Origin of the sequence: Bacillus cabrialesii (assembly GCF_004124315.2) — a bacterium.
Lineage (GTDB): Bacteria > Bacillota > Bacilli > Bacillales > Bacillaceae > Bacillus > Bacillus cabrialesii.
Genome location: NZ_CP096889.1, coordinates 2,534,041 through 2,553,473 on the forward strand (window position 1 = coordinate 2,534,041; position 19,433 = coordinate 2,553,473).

Consider the following 19,433-nt stretch of genomic DNA (forward strand, 5'->3'; position numbering starts at 1 on the left):
TCGGCTTTATGACTCAACATATCGAACGACATCAATCGTACCCTCCAAAAGAATTTCTTCCGGAAGAATCGCCTTGATGACAAAGTTTTTACCTGATATGATGCACTGGCCCTGCTTCAGCATCAGCCTCACTTCATTCTCACTGAACAGCAAAAGGCCTCTGTGGTTTTCTATGTAGATATGAAGTCTGCCAACCATTGTAATCCGCGGCAGATCCATCATAACGTCCGGGGGAATTTCCAATGCTCTTGTCAGCCAAGCTTTCACTCGATTCTTTCTTTGCCCCATACAAAAAGAACCCCCTTTCATCTCATATGTATGATTTGAAAGGAGGTTCTAACACTTTAATTTTTACGGGCTGAGCGCATCGTATGGTGAGGTTTTTTCGCCCTCGGAGGTCCGAATACCTCTCCTAAGACGATCCCCTGCACCACGGTGTCTTTATTAACCTGGAGCATTTTTTGTTTTGTGTATACTGCTTTTTGTTTAGCCGCAGCAAGATCACGTTCCAGCCCTTTCAGGTTTCTTTCTGTTTCTCTGCGTCTTTCTTCCGCTTCCCGTCTTACCTGTTCCATGCGGTTAGGAATAGGTATAGGAGCTTCTTCTGTTGGGTGCTTCTTTTGAGGAGAAGCCGTTTGCACCTGCTGAGGTTTTTTTCTGTTTTGGCTGTTTTTCTTTTCTTCTTTGCTCTTTTTGCCGAAAATCGCAGAAATAATTCCGATAATCGCTGCAATAATAAGCGGATTGGTCAGTATATCTTCCATCAGCGTTCTCCCTTCTTAGAGAGATTATGATTTGCGGTCTTCATCAGACGAATCTTTCGTCAGCTTGCCGAATGAATCACGCATTTCTGTGTCAGCATCGATGTTTTTGATATTCATGTAATCCATGACGCCAATATTCCCTTCACGCAAAGCTTCCGCCATCGCAAGCGGCACTTCCGCTTCGGCCTCTACCACTTTCGCGCGCATTTCTTCTACGCGGGCGCGCATTTCCTGTTCTTGAGCAACAGCCATCGCACGGCGTTCTTCCGCTTTTGCCTGCGCGATGTTTTTATCAGCCTCGGCCTGATCAGTTTGTAAAATCGCACCGATGTTTTTACCGATGTCAACATCAGCAATATCAATCGAGAGAATTTCAAATGCCGTTCCTGAGTCCAAGCCCTTTCCAAGTACCGTCTGAGAAATCATGTCGGGGTTTTCAAGCACTTTTTTGTGATTTTCGGATGAACCGATTGTAGAGACGATCCCTTCACCGACACGGGCAACAATAGTTTCTTCCCCCGCTCCCCCGACAAGACGTTCGATATTCGCTCTTACTGTGATTCTCGCTTTCGCTTTCACTTCAATCCCGTCCATGGCCACACCGGCAATAAACGGCGTTTCAATGACCTTAGGATTAACGCTCATTTGAACAGCTTCCAAAACATCCCGGCCCGCAAGATCTATGGCAGCACAGCGTTCAAATGTGAGTTCAATGTTCGCGCGCTGGGCGGCGATAAGCGCGTTGACAACTCTATCAACATTACCTCCGGCCAGGTAGTGGCTTTCAAGCTGGTTTGTTCCAACATTCAGTCCTGCTTTATGCGCTTTTATCAGCGGGTTCACCACACGATTCGGTATGACGCGGCGAAGCCTCATCCCTACTAAAGTGAATATGCTGATTTTTACTCCTGCTGCTAAAGCTGAAATCCAAAGCATCACAGGCACAAATGTGAAAAATACAGCCAAGACAATGATCGCGACTGCGACAATTGCCAGAATCATAAGTGTTGACGGATCCATATAACTTCTCCTCGTTTCTATTTAAATTTCTCTCACGACAATGCGTGAGCCTTCTACTTTAATGACTTTTACTTTCTTATCTTTTTCTGTAAACGATCCCTCTGAAACGACGTCAAGACGTTCATCATCAATAATGACGGTACCGGCGGGACGCAGCGGCGTAAAGGTGACACCCACTTTGCCCATTAGATCTGTGCGTGTTTGATTTGATACGTAGCCGCTTTCCGTATTTGTAGAATCGTTTAATATCAATTTCTTAAAGAATTTCATACGCTTTCCCAACACCCTTGTCAGTAAAATGAAAGCTGTCATCGAAACAGCTGAGGCGATCAAGAGAGAAACCGCCATGACAGTGAAGCTACCCGCGGCTAAAAACAGGCTCGCAACAATCGCTCCTAAGCCCAGTAATCCAATGATTCCTCCGGGAAGGAAAATTTCAAGCAGGATGAGGATCACCCCTGCTATAAAGAGGAGTACTGTCTCGTATCCGGCAAGGCCTGTTGCGAGATGTCCGTAAAAGAACAGCAGCAAAGCGATGCATCCAACCGTTCCAGGAATGCCGACACCCGGGGAAAAAAGCTCAACCGTCAGACCTAAAAAAGCGATTGTCAGCAGAATAGGAACAATGATCGGGTTCGTCAGCCATCTTGCTGCTTTTTCTGCAAAGCTTTCCTTTGCATAGCTGATATGCGCTTTTTCAAACCCAAGCTTCTTTACGAGAGCGGATAAGTTGTCAACAGTGCCTTCTGAATAGCCTACATCAATCGCCTTATCAGCGTTAAGTGTCAGCAGATCTCCCTTCGGCGCGCCGACTTCCTTGGCATCTATGTCCGGGTCAGCCATTGCGAGCGCATATTTAGGATCACGGTTATTTTTCACTGCGGCATCTTCCATTTCTGCCAGCCAAAGTGATTCAGCTTTTTGGTCAGCGGCATTGCCTTTGCCGTCGATAATCGCGGCCGCTCCCATTTTTCCGCCAGGCGCCATATAAATGTGATCGGCTTGCAGGGCGATATATGCGCCAGCTGACAACGCGCGTTTATTTACATATGCAGTTACAGGAATCTCGCTTTCAGTTATCGAATCCGCTATATCAATAGCTGATTTGACCAATCCTCCCGGCGTATTGATATCAAGAATAATATGATCTGCATGCGCTTCCTTTGCATCCTGTAACGAACGGGACAAAAATGAGACGAGGCCCTGTTCGACATTTTTGTCAACCGGGATCACATAAACCGTTTGTTTTTCTGCTTTTGCGTTCAGCTGTACGCCTAATAAAGAAAGTAAAAATATGCTCAATAGAGCAACACGGAATCCTTTGATGTGAAGCAAGGGCGGTGTATCCCTCCTTCCTTTTATAATAAGTGCCTTCTCTTCATACGTAACAAATGTATCAAAGGTTTCATTTTTTTATGTATAAAAAAAGACATCTCTCTTAGAAAGATGTCCTTTTCTTTGCCATTTAAGACAGTTGACTGCTCACAAGTTTATTAATTAAACTTCCGTCAGCTTTACCTTTTACTTTAGGCATAATTGCCCCCATCACTTTGCCCATGTCCGCTTTTGAGCTCGCACCGACCTCCGCGATGGTTTCATTTACGATTGTACGCAGCTCTTCTTCTGACAGCTGCTCAGGTAAATAAACTTCTAAAATGTCCAGCTCTTTTTGAACTTTATCTACTAAATCTAAACGATTAGCGTTTGAAAATTCCTGGAGGGAGTCTTTACGTTGCTTAAGTTCACGAGAAAGGACAGTGAGTTCCTCATCCTCGGTCAAACTGTCTTTCTTAAGCTTAATTGCTTCATTTTGAAGTGAAGCCTTAACCATTCGAACGACAGTCAGTTTGTCTTTCTCACGGTTTTTCATATATAGCTTCATATCCTGGTTAAGACGCTCAAGAAGACTCATAAATCCACCCTCTTTTAGAATTTGCGTTTTCTAGCAGCTTCAGACTTTTTCTTGCGCTTTACGCTAGGTTTTTCATAAAATTCACGCTTTCTTGCTTCTTGCAAAGTACCTGTCTTTGATACACTGCGTTTGAAGCGACGAAGAGCATCTTCAAGCGATTCGTTTTTTCTAACGACCGTTTTTGACATTCTCTTTCCCTCCCTCCGAATACACCAATCGACTACCTTTAAGTTACACATATAAACATGTACTTTGACATTATAATATAAGCCATCAGTCAGGTCAACTAAGTGAGTTCACTTTTCCGTCATGAGTGCGACTGCCTGTCTATATAATGATGGAAAGGGGTTGGTGAATAAGATGTTGATTCTGATCAGTTTTACTGCTCTTATATTATTCTTTCTCGCAGGCATGAACATGCTTCGAAAAGGCTTAATTTCCATGGCGTACTCAAAAATCGAAGACCGTTTGCTTTTATTTACGGATCATCCGTTAAAAGCATTTCTTATCAGTATTGTATTTACGGGAATTCTTCAAAGCAGTTCAGCCTTTATGGTCATTGTCATCGGCTTTGTAAGTGCGGGCGTTCTTTCTTTTAAGCGGACGATACCAATGATTCTGGGAACAAATGTCGGATCGACCTTTACAACTGAATTTATCGCCATCAAAATGGATGTTTTGATTTGGATTCTTTTGATAGGCGGTGCATTGTTTTTTCTGACCGGCAAGTATCCTTTGAAACAGCTGGGCACAAGCTTCCTCGGTCTCGGCATCATCTTTTTTTGCATCAGCGGGTTCAGCCACCTTGCTGGGCCGCTTACAAAGCTGAAAACGGGCGCGGAAGTTCTATACCACGTTAACGATTCAAACTGGTCCGCTTTACTCATCGGTATGGTGTTAACTGCGATCATTCATTCAAGCTCTGTTTGTATCGGCATTTTGATGAGCTTTATGAATGAAGGCATTATCGGACTGACACAGGCGATGAGCGTCGTGCTGGGGTCAAATATCGGGACATGCGTTACAGCTGTCATGGCTGCTGTATCCGGCGGATATGCGGCGAAACAGACAGCCTATGCCCATGTGGTGTTTAACGTGCTGGGAGTGGTTCTTGTATTTCCTTTCCTGGCGGCAGCGACCGGATTTGTAGAACAGTTATCAGCTGATCCCGCACAAAGGATCGCGCATTTCAGTCTTTTATTTAATGTGGTGACAGCTCTTTTATTTCTTCCGCTTACAAACTTGTTTTACCGATTGATTCACTTCCTTATTCCAGCCAAATAAAAAACCGGTACATGTAGCTGCACCGGTTTTTAGGTTAAGAAGACAAACGCATGTGTTCTGTTATTTCATCTTCAACAACACGGACGAATTGCCCTTCGTTATAAGGATAGCCTGCTTTTAGAATTTTGACTTTCACGATTTTGCCGATCATATCTTCCGTACCTTTGAAAACGACTTTCATATAGTTGTCTGTGTAACCGACAAACATGTTCTCTTCTTCTGTTTCCTTATACGCTTCCTCAGGGATAATCTCAAGCACTTCATTTTCATACTGAGAAGCATATTCCTTCGCAAGCTGGTCAGAAAGAGCAATCAGGCGGTGCACACGTTCATTTTTCACGTTTTCATCCACTTGATCTTCCATTCGCGCAGCCGGCGTTCCTGTACGTTTACTGTAAGGGAAAACATGCAGTTCAGAGAATTTATGTTCTTTAATAAAGTTATAGGTTTCCATAAATTCTTCTTCTGTTTCGCCAGGGAACCCTACAATGACATCAGAAGTAACAGCTAAGCCTGGCAGTGCTTTTTTCAATTTGTTTAAACGGTCTGCGAAAAATTCCATCGTATATTTACGTCTCATCCGTTTAAGCACTGTGTTTGAACCGGATTGGATGGGAATATGCAAATGATTCACAATCTTATCTGACCGGTCTAAGACCTCGATCACTTCGTCTGTGATTTGGCTGGCTTCGATTGAAGAAATTCTGATCCGCTTAACGCCTTCAACACGAGTGTCTAATTCTCTCAAAAGCTTAGCGAAGTTGTAATCCTTCATATCTTCGCCGTATCCGCCTGTATGGATACCCGTCAGAACAATCTCTTTATATCCGGCATCGACAAGCTGCTGCGCTTGTTTAATGACTTCTTCAGGGTCACGGGAGCGGAGCAGGCCGCGCGCCCACGGAATGATACAGAATGTGCAGAAATTATTGCAGCCTTCCTGTATTTTCAATGACGCTCTTGTCCGGTCCGTGAAAGCAGGTACATCAAGTTCCTCATACACTCTTGCTTTCATGATGTTGCTGACACCGTTAATCGGCTGGCGTTCTTCTCGGTATTGGTCAATGTAGCCGAGCATTTTTTCCCGGTCCTGTGTTCCGACTACAATGTCGACACCAGGGATCGCCATAATCTCAGCAGGCGAGGTTTGCGCGTAGCAGCCTGTGACACAGATGACACCGTCAGGATTTTGACGAATGGCGCGTCTGATCACTTGGCGGCTTTTTTTATCTCCCGTATTTGTTACCGTACATGTATTAATGACATATACATCAGCGGTTTGTTCAAAGTCTCTTCTTTCATAGCCCGCTTCTTTGAAAAGCTGCCAGATTGCTTCTGTTTCATAATGATTGACTTTACAGCCAAGCGTATGGAAAGCAACAGTTGCCATTATTGATCACCTCTTAATAACTCTGTTTGATAAGAAATCGCACTCAACGCATATAGCGGAGCTGTTTCTGTCCTTAAAATTCTCGGTCCGAGGCCGCACGGCACACCGTCTTTCTCTGTGAGCCGTTCTACCTCCGCTTCTGTTAAACCGCCTTCGGGACCAAATACGATCAAAAGAGATGATCCTTTCGGAAGGCTGCTTATAACCGCGCTGAACGCGCTTATTTCCCCTTGCTTTGATGACTCCTCGTATGCAACGACACATTTATCGAAATCCTGCATCCTTTGAAGAAGCTGTTGAAAAGAATGGACATCCATTACTTGCGGCACTTCGTTACGGTACGATTGTTCAGCCGCTTCCTTCGCAATTTTCGTCCATCTTTCCCGCTTTTTCTTTGCCTTTTTGTCATCCAGCTTGACAACAGAACGGGCGGCTTGGAACGGAATAAAGGCATAAGCTCCGAGCTCAGTCCCCTTTTGGATAATCCATTCAAGCTTATCTCCTTTCGGGAGGCCGCTCGCAATATAAACCTTTATCGGAAGCTCTCTGTTTTCATTCGTCCATTCTACCACATGGCAGGACACATTATCTTTGGAAACAGATTGAAGTTCACATTTGGCCTCAAAGCCGTCCTGAGAGCAGCAGATAATCTGATCTCCCTCATTCATTCTCATCACGTTCATAATATGATGAACATCCTCGCCGGTAATCGAAAAAGCCGGCGTTTCCTCCATTTGCTGCTTCGTGAGCTCGATAAAATATCGTTGCATACGCTGTGACACCTACTAACTGTTATTTTTTCGCAATAATGCTGACCCAATCTTCCATTGAAAGGATCTCTACAATGGTAAAGCCAGCTTGTTCCAGTGCTTCTTTTACTTCTTGTTTTTTGTGCCCGATGATTCCTGACGTAATAAAGTGGCCGCCTTCTTTTAACAGACTGAACGCTTGTGAAGTAAAGCGAAGAATGACTTCAGCCAAAATGTTGGCAACAATCACATCATGCTGGCCTTCAATCCCGTCTAACAAATTGTTTTGCTTCACTTGAGCAGTATCGCTCACTTTGTTCAGCTTGAGATTGAGGCGTGCACTTTCTACAGCTACGGGATCAAGATCGTAGGCATGAACCGATTCAGCCTCAAGCATTGCAGCCGCAATACTTAAAATTCCGGAACCTGTACCGACATCAATCACCTTATCTCCTTTTTGCACAAAGCGTTCAAGCGCCTGAATGCAGAGTACGGTTGTCGGGTGTGTGCCTGTGCCGAATGCCATTCCCGGGTCCATTTCAATAATCAGTTCATCCGTATGGACCGGCGTATATTCCTCCCACGTCGGCACAATCGTAAACTTTTCAGAAATTTTCACAGGATGATAGTACTTTTTCCAGGCAGTCGCCCACTCTTCTTCGTTCACTTCAGAAATCGTGATGTGATTTCTGCCCAAATCAATATTGTATAGAAGCAGATTATTAATCGTTTCTTTAATGCCATCCACCGTTTCGCCTAGAAAACTGTTAACCGGCAGGTATGCTTTAACAATGACACCCTCGTCTGGATAATCATTGGGGTCGAGCTGGTAGATTTCCCCGTACACATTCTCACGTTCTTTAATTAAATCAAGCGGGTCCTCTATCACAACCCCACTTGCACCAGCTTCATGCAATATATTTGAGATAGGTTCGACCGCTTCATGTGTTGTGTGAATGCTTAATTCGGACCATTTCAAAACTACCAACTCCTCATCCAATAATTAATCGCCTTTAAACGCGCGTTTTACCTTGTCAAAGAAACTCATTTCCTGTTCGTCAGGCAGGTTTCCGCTGACCTCGGCGAATTCGCGTATAATGTCTTTTTGTTTATCTGTCAGGTTTGTCGGCGTGACGACACGGACGACGATATGCTGGTCACCCTGTCCATAGCCTCTGACATTTTGAACGCCTTTGCCTCTTAATCTGAACTTTGTTCCTGTTTGTGTGCCTGCTGGAATTTTCAATTTCACTTTTCCATGCAGCGTCGGAACTTCCACTTCATCTCCAAGAGCTGCCTGAGCAAACGTTAACGGCATTTCACAGTAAATATCATCTCCGTCACGCTCGAAGAACTCGTGGGCGCGCACATGGAATACGACAAATAAATCCCCGGCAGGGCCGCCGTTTACGCCTGGTTCACCCTGTCCCGCGAGACGAAGCTGCTGCCCGTCATCTACACCGGCTGGAATTGTCACGTTAATTTTTTTGCGTTTTTTGATTTTTCCTTTGCCGCCGCAATCCGCACATTTGTCTTTAATAATTTTGCCCGTACCTTCACAGTGGTGGCAGACCCGTCTGTTCACGACTTTGCCAAACGGCGTATTTTGCTCCACGTTTAACTGGCCGGAGCCTCCGCAGTGGGAGCACGTTTCCGGGTTTGTTCCAGGTTTCGCACCTGAACCTTTACATGTATCGCACGTTTCCTCGCGCGGAATTTCGATAGTTGTTTCTTTACCGAAAGCGGCATCCTCAAACGACAAGGTCATCGTATACTGCAAATCGGCACCTTGGCGCGGGGCGTTCGGATCTCTTCGTCTTGTGCCTCCGCCGAAAATACTTGAGAAAATATCATCGAAACCAAAACCGCCGAAATCGCCGCCGCCAAAACCTCCGCCGCCGAATCCCTGATTAGGATCAGTATGCCCAAATTGGTCGTAATGCGCACGTTTTTGGTCATCTGACAACGTTTCGTACGCTTCTTTTACCTCTTTAAATTTTTCATCTGATCCGGCTTCTTTGTTAATATCAGGATGATATTTCTTTGACAGCTTCCGATAAGCTTTTTTTATTTCATCCTTTGAAGCGCTCTTACTTACTCCCAGCACTTCATAGTAATCACGCTTACTCATCTCGCTTCACTCTCCCGAATTTCTCACATAAATTAGATTGTATCATTTTGAATTATGATTTTTCAATTCCTTTTATCCCGGGCAAGAAAAAAAGTCAAAGCCAAGAGATGCCTGACTTTGACTTTCTAATCATTGAATCAGATTATGAAATGTGTTCTTTTCGGTCAGCCCCCAGAAGCGGGACTGACTCTGAGAAGAACTTATTTTTTGTTTTGATCGTCGTTTACTTCTTCGTATTCAGCGTCGACAACATTGTCATCAGCTTTGCCTTCAGCGTTTTCTCCGCCTTGAGCTTGCTGTGCTTTAGCAGCTTCTTCATAAAGCTTCATAGAAAGCTCTTGAACGATTGTCTGAAGCTCATCTTTTTTCGCTTTGATTTCTTCAAATTCGTTTTTCTCAATCGCTGCTTTTAAAGCGTCTTTGGCATCGTTGGCTTTTTTCACTTGTTCTTCGTCCACTTTGCCTTCAAGATCTTTTAATGTTTTCTCGGTTTGGAAAACAAGCTGATCTGCTTCGTTGCGGACTTCGATTTCTTCTTTTTTCTTCGCATCAGCGTCAGCATTTTCTTCCGCTTCTTTTACCATGCGTTCGATCTCATCATCAGAAAGACCTGAAGAAGATTTGATTGTGATGTTTTGTTCTTTTCCTGTGCCTAGGTCTTTTGCTCTTACGTTTACGATACCGTTTTTGTCAATATCGAAAGAAACTTCGATTTGAGGCACGCCGCGCGGTGCCGGCGGGATATCAGTAAGCTGGAAGCGGCCGAGTGTTTTGTTGTCCGCAGACATTGGGCGCTCACCTTGAAGAACATGGATATCAACAGCTGTTTGGTTATCAGCAGCAGTTGAGAACACCTGAGATTTGCTTGTCGGGATCGTTGTATTGCGGTCAATCAGTTTTGTGAACACGCCGCCCATTGTTTCGATACCGAGAGAAAGCGGTGTAACGTCAAGAAGAACTACGTCTTTTACGTCACCAGTGATTACGCCGCCCTGAATCGCAGCACCAAGCGCTACAACTTCATCTGGGTTTACGCCTTTATGCGCTTCTTTTCCAGTTTCTTTTTTGATTGCTTCTTGTACAGCAGGGATACGAGTTGATCCGCCGACAAGGATGACTTTGTCGATTTCGCTTGCAGAAAGGCCTGCATCTTGAAGCGCTTGACGGACAGGGCCCATTGTGCGCTCTACTAAATGAGAAGAAAGCTCTTCGAATTTAGCGCGAGTTAATGTCAGTTCAAGGTGAAGCGGTCCTGCTTCTCCAGCTGTGATAAACGGTAAAGAAATTTGCGTAGAAGATACGCCGGAAAGATCTTTTTTCGCTTTTTCAGCTGCGTCTTTCAAACGCTGAAGTGCCATTTTGTCTTTTGACAGATCAATGCCGTTTTCTTTTTTGAATTCAGACACAAGGTGATCGATGATGACTTGGTCAAAATCGTCTCCGCCTAAACGGTTGTCACCGGCAGTTGAACGAACTTCGAATACACCGTCACCAAGCTCAAGGATTGAAACGTCGAATGTACCGCCGCCAAGGTCGTATACGAGGATCGTTTGATCTTCATCTGTTTTATCAAGTCCGTATGCAAGCGCTGCTGCAGTCGGTTCGTTGATGATACGTTCTACTTCAAGACCTGCAATTTTACCAGCGTCTTTTGTCGCTTGACGCTCAGCATCGTTAAAGTATGCAGGAACTGTGATAACTGCTTTTGATACTGTTTCGCCAAGATAGCTTTCAGCGTATGATTTAAGGTGTTGAAGGATGATAGCAGACACTTCTTGAGGAGTGTAATCTTTTCCTTCAATTTCAACTTTATAATCAGTACCCATATGGCGTTTAACAGACATGATTGTGTTAGGGTTTGTGATAGATTGGCGTTTAGCCACTTCCCCTACTTGGCGTTCGCCGTTTTTGAATGCAACAACTGATGGTGTTGTGCGGTTTCCTTCAGCGTTAGCAATAACTTTAGGCTCTCCGCCTTCAAGCACTGCCACACATGAGTTTGTTGTTCCTAAGTCGATTCCGATAACTTTACTCACTTGAATTACCTCCTGCTATGTAATTATTGATTCACTTTGACCATGGAAGGGCGAATGACGCGATCCTTCAGCTTATAGCCTTTTTGCATTTCCTCAACAACAATGTTGGAGCCGTAGTTTTCATCTTCAGCCTGCATAACGGCTTGGTGCAGATTAGGATCAAATTCCTGCCCTACAGCTTCGATGGCTTCCACGCCTTCTTTTTTCAAGGCTTCTACGAGCTGGCGGTGGACCATTTCCATTCCCTGGAGCAAACTTTTCGTCTGTTCATTGTCGGCTTCAACTTGAAGCGCTCTTTCAAAGCTGTCAAGAGCCGGCAGCAAATCAGCCACGATGTTTTGAGAACGGTATTTTTGGGACGCTTCCATCTCTAAGCGGCTGCGTCGTTTATAGTTTTCAAAGTCTGCTTGAACACGCAAAAGTTTGTTTTCTTTTTCTTCAAGCAAACCTTGCAATTCGTTAATTTGGTTTTGAAGAAGTTCGCTTTCGTTTGTTTCTTCCTGCTGTTCTTCAGCGGCAGCTTGTTCTTCAGTCACTTCTTGCTCTTCTGTTTCGTTTTGTTCAACGGTTTGTTTTTCTTCTGACATTGTGTTCACCTCCCTCAAAGTGTAAGGCGAAGGGCTGATGCCGCCCTTCGATAAAATTTGCCAAAATTCCCTTATTCATCATACAAACTTGTTAATGCTTTTGACAAGTCTGAAGTCACATGCTGAAGCAGGCTGACAACCCTGGAATAATTCATACGGGTCGGGCCGATGATCGCAATTGAGCCGATCTGCTTCTGATCAACAGTATAAGAAGCCGTGATCAGACTGCAGTTTTCCATCTCTTCATAGTCGTTTTCTTTCCCGATTTTAATTGAAATTCCCGCGTGCGGGGATTGAACGAGTTTTAGTACATCCTGTTCTTTTTCGATTAATGAGAGCAGCGACCGAACTCTGGTGATATCATGGAACTCCGGCTGATTCAGCATATTGATTTTTCCGCCGAAAAACAATTTTTCGACGTGGCTTGTGGAATGAAAGGTTGAACGAAGCGCGTCAAGAATGTTGTCATAGTTTTTAATGTGCTGTCTTAGGTACATGACGACTTCCTTAAATATGCGCTCATTCAGTTCATCCATTGGAACACCGGTTAAACGGTCGTTCAATATATTTACCAGTTTTTCAATATCAGACAGATCCATTTTGGCTGGAAAATTAATTGTTTTATTTTCCACATGCCCCGTATTGGTAACGAGAATCGCTACCGCCATATCAGGCTGAATCGGTATGATTTGAATCTGTTTAAGGTAATTCTCACTCAGCTTCGGCCCGAGTACGATGGATGTATAATTCGTCAGATCGGACAAAATTTGCGCTGATTTTTGAACTGTCTTCTCCAGCTCGAAAATTTTCTCTTTGAAGATCGAGTGGATTTGGTCCAGGTCGCTTTTGGTCAGTTTGACGGGTGACAGCAAATGGTCAACATAGTACCGGTACCCTTTTTCTGACGGAACACGCCCTGAGGATGAATGGGTTTTTTCAATGAAGCCCAGTTCTTCCAAGTCAGCCATCTCGTTTCTTATTGTTGCAGAGCTAAATGTGATTTCATCTTTTTTCGAAAGAGTTCTTGATCCTACCGGCTGTGCCGATTTAATAAAATCGTTGATAATAACCTGAAGGATCAGCAGCTGACGATTTGTTAACATCATCATCACCTCTGTTAGCACTCTCGATAAGCGAGTGCTAATTCTATAACAAAAGTATCAAACCACAAGAAAAATGTCAATTATAACTCACCCAAAAAAGCGCCAAAAACTTCATTACCTAATAATTTCCCCTGATGAGTCAAACAAACGGCAGACTCCGAATTGTGAATCAGTCCTTTTTCAGTAAGGTCTTTTAATACGCTTGGAAAAAGTTCATCCAGTGAACGTCCGTATTTTTGGGCAAATCGTTTTTTGCTGACACCGGCTGTTTTTCTTAAACCTAAAAACATTTCTTCTTCAATTTGTTCTTCTGTTGTCACTTCATGTGTATCTCTGTACGGAAAACCTTTTTCAGCTATCAGGTCAATATAATGTTTGACTGGTCCGACGTTTACTGTCCGTGTGCCGTTGAGATATCCGTGGGCTCCTGCTCCAAAGCCGAAATAATCCTCGTTGCTCCAATACGTCAGATTGTGCCTTGATTCCATGCCCGGCTTGGCAAAGTTGCTTATTTCATATTGATGAATGCCGTGAGCTTCCATGCGGCTCATCACCATTTCATACATTTCGGCTTCCTGCTCCTGCGGCGGCAAATGAAGTCGGCCTTTTTGCATCAAGTTATAAAATACCGTTTTCGGCTCTACAATGAGTGAGTATACGGAATAATGCTCCGCATCCAGCGATAAAGCGGTGTCTATGGAATGCTCCAGATGCTTGAGGGTTTGTCCCGGCAGCCCGAACATTAAATCAAGACTGATATTGTCAAAACCGATTTCCCGCGCTCTTTCAAATGAGGCAAATACATCTTTTTGTTTGTGCACTCGGCCGATTTTTTCTAACAGATCGTCTTCGAACGTTTGGACACCAAAGCTGAGGCGATTTACGCCTGCTTCTTTTAAAATGTTCAATTTCTCAGCGGACAAGTCGTCCGGATTCGCTTCAACCGCAAATTCCGATAAGGCGCTTGAGGGCTTCAGCACTCGGACAATCATGTCCATCAGCTTTTTGAGCTGTTCCTCAGAGAGAGAGGTCGGCGTGCCTCCTCCGATAAAGATCGTTTTGAGGTCAGGCTGGCCTGTTTTTGCAACTGTATTTATCATTTCCTGTTCGAGCGCGTTTAAATACTCGCCGACAGGCTGGCTTTGAATAAAATATTTATTGAAATCGCAGTAGTGGCAAATATGCTCACAGAATGGGATATGGATATAAGCTGATTTCAACGAATTCACCTTCTTTACAGAAAGAAGCCGCAGTACAGGACTGCGGCGGCTTCTATTATTTTTTCGGACTGTCGTCCATTTTCAGGACTGCCATAAATGCTTCTTGCGGCACTTCAACTGAGCCGACCTGCTTCATTCGGCGTTTTCCTTCTTTTTGTTTTTCAAGAAGTTTCCGTTTACGCGAGATGTCCCCTCCGTAACATTTAGCCAATACATTTTTACGCATTGCTTTTATGGTAGAGCGGGCCACGATTTTCTGGCCGATCGCCGCTTGAATCGGTACTTCAAAGTGCTGACGCGGAATAAGCTCTTTCAGCTTCTCAACGATCACTTTTCCTCGTTCATACGCGTAATCACGATGCACGATAAAGGACAGAGCATCGATTTTTTCACCGTTCAGCATAATGTCCATTTTCACAAGCTTGGACGGTTTGTAGCCGATCAGTTCATAATCAAACGACGCGTAGCCTTTTGTGCTTGATTTCAGCTGGTCAAAAAACTCATAGACGATCTCCGCCAACGGCATATCATAGACAATGCTGACACGGTTTGCGTCTAAATACTGCATATCAATAAAGTTGCCGCGTTTGCCTTGGCAAAGCTCCATTACGGCACCGACATAGTCATTCGGCACCATCATCGTCGCTTTTACGTACGGCTCCTCAATCCGTTCGATCTTTTGAGGGTCCGGCATGTTGGACGGGTTATCAACAACGACCTTTTCGCCGTCTGTCATATACACGTCATAGATAACACTTGGCGCTGTCGTAATCAGATCGATGTTGAACTCACGCTCAATCCGCTCCTGAATGATTTCCATGTGGAGCATACCCAAAAATCCGCAGCGGAATCCGAACCCAAGCGCTTGTGAAGTTTCCGCTTCATATTGAAGGGCGGAATCATTCAGCTCAAGTTTTTCAAGGGCTTCCCTTAGATCATTATATTTCGCTGTATCAATCGGATACAAACCGCAGTACACCATCGGGTTGAGCTTGCGGTATCCCGGCAGCGCTTCGTCTGCAGGATTTGCAGCACTCGTTATCGTATCACCGACACGCGTGTCGCCGACATTTTTGATTGAGGCAGTCAGGAATCCTACATCACCGACCGTCAGTTCATTTGTCGGAGTCGCTTTCGGCGTGAATACGCCGACTTCTGTTACTTCGAATTCTTTGCCGGTTGCCATCATTTTGATTTTTTGCCCCGGCTTTACCGTTCCTTCAACGACTCTGATATACGCCACGACACCGCGGTAGGCGTCATAAAGCGAGTCGAAGATCAACGCTTTGAGCGGCGCCTCCGGATCTCCGGTCGGAGCAGGCACCTTTTCTACGATCTGTTCTAATATCTCCTCAATCCCGATACCGGCTTTTGCTGAAGCAAGCACGGCTTCTGATGCATCAAGGCCGATAACATCTTCCACCTCTTGTCGCACGCGTTCCGGCTCGGCGCTCGGAAGATCGATTTTATTGATGACCGGAAGGATTTCAAGATCGTTGTCAAGCGCTAAGTAGACATTGGCGAGCGTCTGCGCTTCAATTCCCTGTGCTGCATCCACGACAAGAATCGCTCCTTCGCAGGCAGCAAGGCTTCGGGATACTTCGTACGTGAAGTCGACGTGCCCTGGTGTATCAATCAGATGGAAAATATATTCTTCTCCGTCTTTTGCTTTGTATTTAAGCTGAACAGAGTTTAACTTAATCGTTATGCCCCGTTCACGTTCAAGATCCATAGAATCGAGCAATTGTTCTTTCATTTCTCGTTGAGTGATTGCCGACGTTTTTTCTAAAATACGATCCGCTAAGGTCGATTTTCCGTGGTCAATATGGGCAATGATAGAGAAATTTCGTATTCTCGACTGCCTCTCTAAACGCTTTTCTTTATCTGTCACAATCTATCACTCCTACTATTAAACGCAAAATACACTAGGTTAGATTATATCAATAGGATTGTAAAGATTCAATGTAAAACAAGAAAGAGAAAAGTTCCCTGTCAATCTTGGGCTGCTTTTCTCTTTCACGCACCTATTGATTCAGATCCCGTATCCATTCATACATCGACTGGGCAGAGTTGGTTACGGTGTCCGAAAGCGCTTTTCCGGCTTTTGAGAACATATTGAACGTTTCTACCTGTTCCAGCTCTTTTTGTTTTTCTTCTAAATCTTTTGCGGTGACTGTTTCTCCTAAAATCGAGGCTTCTTTTTCATTATTTTTTCCGTCGGTGAGCGTAAACGCTCCCTTAAGTGAAGGGTCATGATAGCCTTTCATACTGAGCATTCCGTTATTCGCCTGCTGCATGCCGAACAGGACGCCTAAAAACATGATCGTGACAAGCAGCAAACATTTGCCAAAGTATGCAATCAAATCAACCACCTATTTCTTATTGTTTTTTCGTCTCGCCGCTCTCCGCGTTGACCTTTTCAGCATTCCAGTACATTTCACTGAATACGTCCGCTGCCGCATCAGCCGCACGCTGGAGCTCTTCGAGATTGTTATCTACTCCGCCAAATTCTAGCAAAAGCGCTCTGTCGGTTAAATCCTGATTGTAAACACCATTATCGCCTGGCGAGCCTTTTGAAAAGACACCTGTGCTGAGTCCTGGATATTTTTTCTCCATCAGCTTATGAAGCTCGCTTGCAATTTTATAGTTTTCTTCGAAGTTTTTGCTTTTTTTGCCGACGACAAAGGCTACCCGGGCATAGCTTTTCCCTTTAATCGTTGCTGTTGTATCTTTCTTTCGCCGTGAGTCTCTGTGGATGTCAATGATATATTGCAGGTTTTTGTTTGAGGCGAGCGCATCTTTGACGACCGGCCTTGATTCATCATAGGATCTGGCATAGTTTAAGCCTTTTTTGTTCAGTTTTGCCTGTATATCGGATTTGTTCACTGTGGCTCCGATGCCTTGGGATTCTAGCGCTTTTCCGAACATATCTCCTACGAGCGTGACGTTGGCTTTAGAATGGCGCGCCATATCGGGATCGGTCTCGCCTTTTAATAGAGGGAGATATGATTCCGTATTGTGCGTGTGATAGACAAAGACAACCTTTTTGTCACCTGTTGTTTGTTTCGGCGGATCTTTTTTCGCATTGTCTGATTGTGTTTGCTGTTTTTCAATCTCTGCCACATTCGCTTCTCTTTCTTCCTCCATTACCTTTGACGGCGGCGGAGATTCCGCTGGCATATTCGTATAGTCCGTGCCTTGTCCAGCTAACAGAATCTCGGTATCAAATTGTGCAAACCCCGGAAGCTCCCGGCCGAGAAAGCTCCGCGGATCCTCGAGGTTAATGCTTGTCGCCAGCTTCAAAGAAAGACGCGAAAGATGAAATGAGCTGTCGGTTTGAGAAAGATCAGAAGCGAAATAATGGTTTTCCATCCTCAGCAAGTGTGCAAACACGTCACCCGGCAATTCTTCAGCAATCCCATAAAAAGAGTCAGACGACGGCCTGAGTTCCGGCCGGAGAGACGTCAGCACACCGGATAGAACAAAAATCACAATAAGGCTCGCGATAAATAGAAAGATGGCTTTTACCGCTTTCCCTCCATTTACCGCAACAACAATTTGTCTGTTTCTGCGTTTATTTCTCATTGAATCCCTCCAGCGCTTGTCTAGTAATTACTCTATGAACAAGCTAGAGGAAGTAGAACCGTTTAGTGATTGTAGGAGCCTTTGTTTTCTTGTGACACTTTTTCATGAAGCGCTGTGTTTAATCCGTTTGCCAGCACATTTGCCATATCGTCGATAAATGAATCAACTTCCTTCGGCGTAACCATTAAGTTGTGCCCTAAAGGCGAGAGCACCTCGTGAATGAGCTGGCGTTTTTCATTTTCTTCAAGGGTTCCGACAATGCCGAGGAACGATTGCCGCTGCTTTTGATCGGGGAGATCCTCTTCAGTGAGCACTTTCTTTTTCCCAAACGTCATGCCAGCCGGAACAAGCGATCTTGATGGCCTGTCATCTTTCATTTCTCTGCCAAAATGTTTTAATATGTAGTCCACCGTGTCGCTGGCAATTGTCACGGCATCAACGACCGTCGGAACTCCGATTGCGATCACCGGCACGCCGAGCGTGTCTTTGCTTAAATCTTTTCGCTTATTTCCCACACCAGACCCCGGGTGAATGCCTGTATCCGATATTTGAATGGTTGTGTTGACCCTTTCCACCGCCCGCGCCGCCAATGCATCAATGGCAATGACAAAATCAGGCTTGGATTGCTCAATCACACCTTTAATAATGTCGCTTGTTTCGATTCCTGTAATCCCCATCACGCCAGGTGCAAAAGCACTGACAGGCCTGTACCCTTCCTGCACGTTTTCCGGCTGAAGCTTAAACAAGTGCCTTGTTACCAATAGATTTTCTACAGCCATCGGTCCCAGCGCGTCAGGCGTCACATTCCAGTTGCCGAGCCCGACGATCAAACAGCTCGCATCTTTTGAGATTTTAAGGCTTTCAAGAAAAGCCGAGAATTCCTCCGCAAAGACAGCAGAGACTTTTTCCTGCATTTCCGAATCATTCTCTCTGATTCCTTGCGCCTCAAGCGTTAAATAGCGCCCTTCTTTTTTTCCCGATAGCTCCGCGCCTTCCTTTGTAATATCAACCGTGCGGATTTTAATGCCGCCGCGATCACGTTCTTTTTCAATAAAACCTTTAATTTCTTTTGTCGGCACAGCCTGCTGATTGGCCATTGCTTCCTTCGTTTCCACTGCCAAATCGGTACGTATCAAATACTGATTAACATCCAGTTCACTCTTTTTCATCAGGGGCCTCCTTCACATTCAGTACCTATATTGTTGCCATTCGCTGTATGAATCATGCTAAAAAGAGATCCTTCAATGAAAAATACTTTACATTTATATTGCAATCTAAAGATGTGTTTGATAGAATACAATTTGTTCTATTGTGAAGAAGATTTAACCTTAAGACACTGTGCTACAGGTTGTATCTTAGGAGGTGAAACACATGCCAAACATTAAATCAGCGATTAAACGTACAAAAACAAACAACGAACGCCGCGTTCATAACGCGACAATCAAATCTGCTATGCGTACTGCAATCAAACAAGTTGAAGCTTCTGTTGCCAACAACGAAGCTGACAAAGCGAAAACTGCTCTTACTGAAGCAGCTAAACGTATTGATAAAGCAGTGAAAACAGGTCTTGTACACAAAAATACCGCAGCTCGATACAAATCAAGACTAGCGAAAAAAGTGAACGGACTTTCTGCATAATATAAAAACGATCC

20 protein-coding genes are annotated in these 19,433 nt (G+C 44.5%); 2 read left to right on the forward strand and 18 right to left on the reverse strand.

Features of this window, described 5'->3' with window-relative positions; all coding sequences use genetic code 11:
* Positions 1 to 6: 6 nt before the first annotated feature.
* The 6 genes from yqfC to rpsU all read right to left on the reverse strand — a co-directional run bounded on the left by yqfC (position 7) and on the right by rpsU (position 3,884).
* On the reverse strand, positions 7 to 288 hold the full coding sequence (gene yqfC, locus EFK13_RS12895) for a sporulation protein YqfC (RefSeq protein ID WP_003237082.1): 282 nt from the start codon (positions 286 to 288) through the stop codon (positions 7 to 9).
* Between the two features lie 56 nt (positions 289 to 344).
* On the reverse strand, positions 345 to 764 hold the full coding sequence (locus EFK13_RS12900) for a YqfB family membrane protein (RefSeq protein WP_129508211.1): 420 nt from the start codon (positions 762 to 764) through the stop codon (positions 345 to 347).
* Positions 765 to 788: 24 nt separating this feature from the next.
* Entirely contained in the window at positions 789 to 1,784 is a 996-nt protein-coding gene (gene floA / locus EFK13_RS12905) for a flotillin-like protein FloA (RefSeq protein WP_064814262.1), read from the reverse strand.
* A gap of 21 nt (positions 1,785 to 1,805) precedes the next feature.
* Positions 1,806 to 3,119 (reverse strand): NfeD family protein, encoded by a 1,314-nt coding sequence (locus EFK13_RS12910; protein WP_129508210.1) that lies wholly within the window; start codon positions 3,117 to 3,119, stop codon positions 1,806 to 1,808.
* 130 nt (positions 3,120 to 3,249) lie between these two features.
* Positions 3,250 to 3,696 (reverse strand): GatB/YqeY domain-containing protein, encoded by a 447-nt coding sequence (locus EFK13_RS12915; protein WP_003230022.1) that lies wholly within the window; start codon positions 3,694 to 3,696, stop codon positions 3,250 to 3,252.
* Between the two features lie 14 nt (positions 3,697 to 3,710).
* Positions 3,711 to 3,884 (reverse strand): 30S ribosomal protein S21, encoded by a 174-nt coding sequence (gene rpsU, locus EFK13_RS12920; protein WP_003152957.1) that lies wholly within the window; start codon positions 3,882 to 3,884, stop codon positions 3,711 to 3,713.
* Between the two features lie 172 nt (positions 3,885 to 4,056).
* Between rpsU and EFK13_RS12925 the strand changes: the two genes are divergently transcribed.
* Positions 4,057 to 4,980 (forward strand): Na/Pi symporter, encoded by a 924-nt coding sequence (locus tag EFK13_RS12925; protein WP_129508242.1) that lies wholly within the window; start codon positions 4,057 to 4,059, stop codon positions 4,978 to 4,980.
* Between the two features lie 34 nt (positions 4,981 to 5,014).
* Here the strand turns inward: EFK13_RS12925 and mtaB are convergent, their stop codons facing one another.
* From mtaB to gpr, 12 genes are all read right to left on the reverse strand, one after another.
* The gene (gene mtaB / locus EFK13_RS12930) at positions 5,015 to 6,370 is read right to left on the reverse strand and encodes a tRNA (N(6)-L-threonylcarbamoyladenosine(37)-C(2))-methylthiotransferase MtaB (protein ID WP_129508209.1); all 1,356 of its coding nucleotides are present in this window, start codon (positions 6,368 to 6,370) and stop codon (positions 5,015 to 5,017) included.
* Positions 6,370 to 7,140 (reverse strand): 16S rRNA (uracil(1498)-N(3))-methyltransferase, encoded by a 771-nt coding sequence (locus EFK13_RS12935; protein ID WP_129508208.1) that lies wholly within the window; start codon positions 7,138 to 7,140, stop codon positions 6,370 to 6,372. The genes mtaB and EFK13_RS12935 overlap by 1 nt, the downstream gene beginning before the upstream one ends.
* A 22-nt stretch (positions 7,141 to 7,162) precedes the next feature.
* Positions 7,163 to 8,098, reverse strand: coding sequence for a 50S ribosomal protein L11 methyltransferase (gene prmA / locus EFK13_RS12940; RefSeq protein WP_075747374.1), 936 nt, complete (start codon positions 8,096 to 8,098; stop codon positions 7,163 to 7,165).
* A 24-nt stretch (positions 8,099 to 8,122) separates the two neighbouring features.
* Positions 8,123 to 9,250 carry a molecular chaperone DnaJ gene (dnaJ, locus tag EFK13_RS12945; RefSeq protein WP_129508207.1) on the reverse strand — a complete coding sequence of 376 codons (1,128 nt, stop codon included), beginning with the start codon at positions 9,248 to 9,250 and terminating at the stop codon, positions 8,123 to 8,125.
* 200 nt (positions 9,251 to 9,450) lie between these two features.
* The gene (gene dnaK, locus EFK13_RS12950) at positions 9,451 to 11,286 is read right to left on the reverse strand and encodes a molecular chaperone DnaK (protein WP_010334995.1); all 1,836 of its coding nucleotides are present in this window, start codon (positions 11,284 to 11,286) and stop codon (positions 9,451 to 9,453) included.
* 23 nt (positions 11,287 to 11,309) lie between these two features.
* Positions 11,310 to 11,873, reverse strand: a complete 564-nt coding sequence (gene grpE, locus EFK13_RS12955) for a nucleotide exchange factor GrpE (protein WP_129508206.1) — start codon at positions 11,871 to 11,873, stop codon at positions 11,310 to 11,312.
* Positions 11,874 to 11,944: 71 nt separating this feature from the next.
* Positions 11,945 to 12,976 (reverse strand): heat-inducible transcriptional repressor HrcA, encoded by a 1,032-nt coding sequence (gene hrcA, locus EFK13_RS12960; protein WP_064814271.1) that lies wholly within the window; start codon positions 12,974 to 12,976, stop codon positions 11,945 to 11,947.
* Between the two features lie 80 nt (positions 12,977 to 13,056).
* Positions 13,057 to 14,196 carry a radical SAM family heme chaperone HemW gene (gene hemW / locus EFK13_RS12965; RefSeq protein WP_129508205.1) on the reverse strand — a complete coding sequence of 380 codons (1,140 nt, stop codon included), beginning with the start codon at positions 14,194 to 14,196 and terminating at the stop codon, positions 13,057 to 13,059.
* 55 nt (positions 14,197 to 14,251) lie between these two features.
* Positions 14,252 to 16,087, reverse strand: coding sequence for a translation elongation factor 4 (lepA, locus tag EFK13_RS12970; RefSeq protein ID WP_129508204.1), 1,836 nt, complete (start codon positions 16,085 to 16,087; stop codon positions 14,252 to 14,254).
* Positions 16,088 to 16,220: 133 nt separating this feature from the next.
* Positions 16,221 to 16,559, reverse strand: a complete 339-nt coding sequence (locus EFK13_RS12975) for a YqxA family protein (RefSeq protein ID WP_129508241.1) — start codon at positions 16,557 to 16,559, stop codon at positions 16,221 to 16,223.
* Between the two features lie 16 nt (positions 16,560 to 16,575).
* Complete coding sequence (gene spoIIP / locus EFK13_RS12980; RefSeq protein ID WP_129508203.1) at positions 16,576 to 17,781, reverse strand: spore autolysin SpoIIP; 1,206 nt, start codon at positions 17,779 to 17,781, stop codon at positions 16,576 to 16,578.
* Positions 17,782 to 17,843: 62 nt separating this feature from the next.
* Positions 17,844 to 18,950: a GPR endopeptidase gene (gene gpr, locus EFK13_RS12985; RefSeq protein WP_075747360.1), complete on the reverse strand. Its 1,107-nt coding sequence runs from the start codon at positions 18,948 to 18,950 to the stop codon at positions 17,844 to 17,846.
* A 202-nt stretch (positions 18,951 to 19,152) separates the two neighbouring features.
* Between gpr and rpsT the strand changes: the two genes are divergently transcribed.
* Positions 19,153 to 19,419 (forward strand): 30S ribosomal protein S20, encoded by a 267-nt coding sequence (gene rpsT / locus EFK13_RS12990; protein WP_003229989.1) that lies wholly within the window; start codon positions 19,153 to 19,155, stop codon positions 19,417 to 19,419.
* The last annotated feature ends 14 nt before the right edge of the window (positions 19,420 to 19,433 follow it).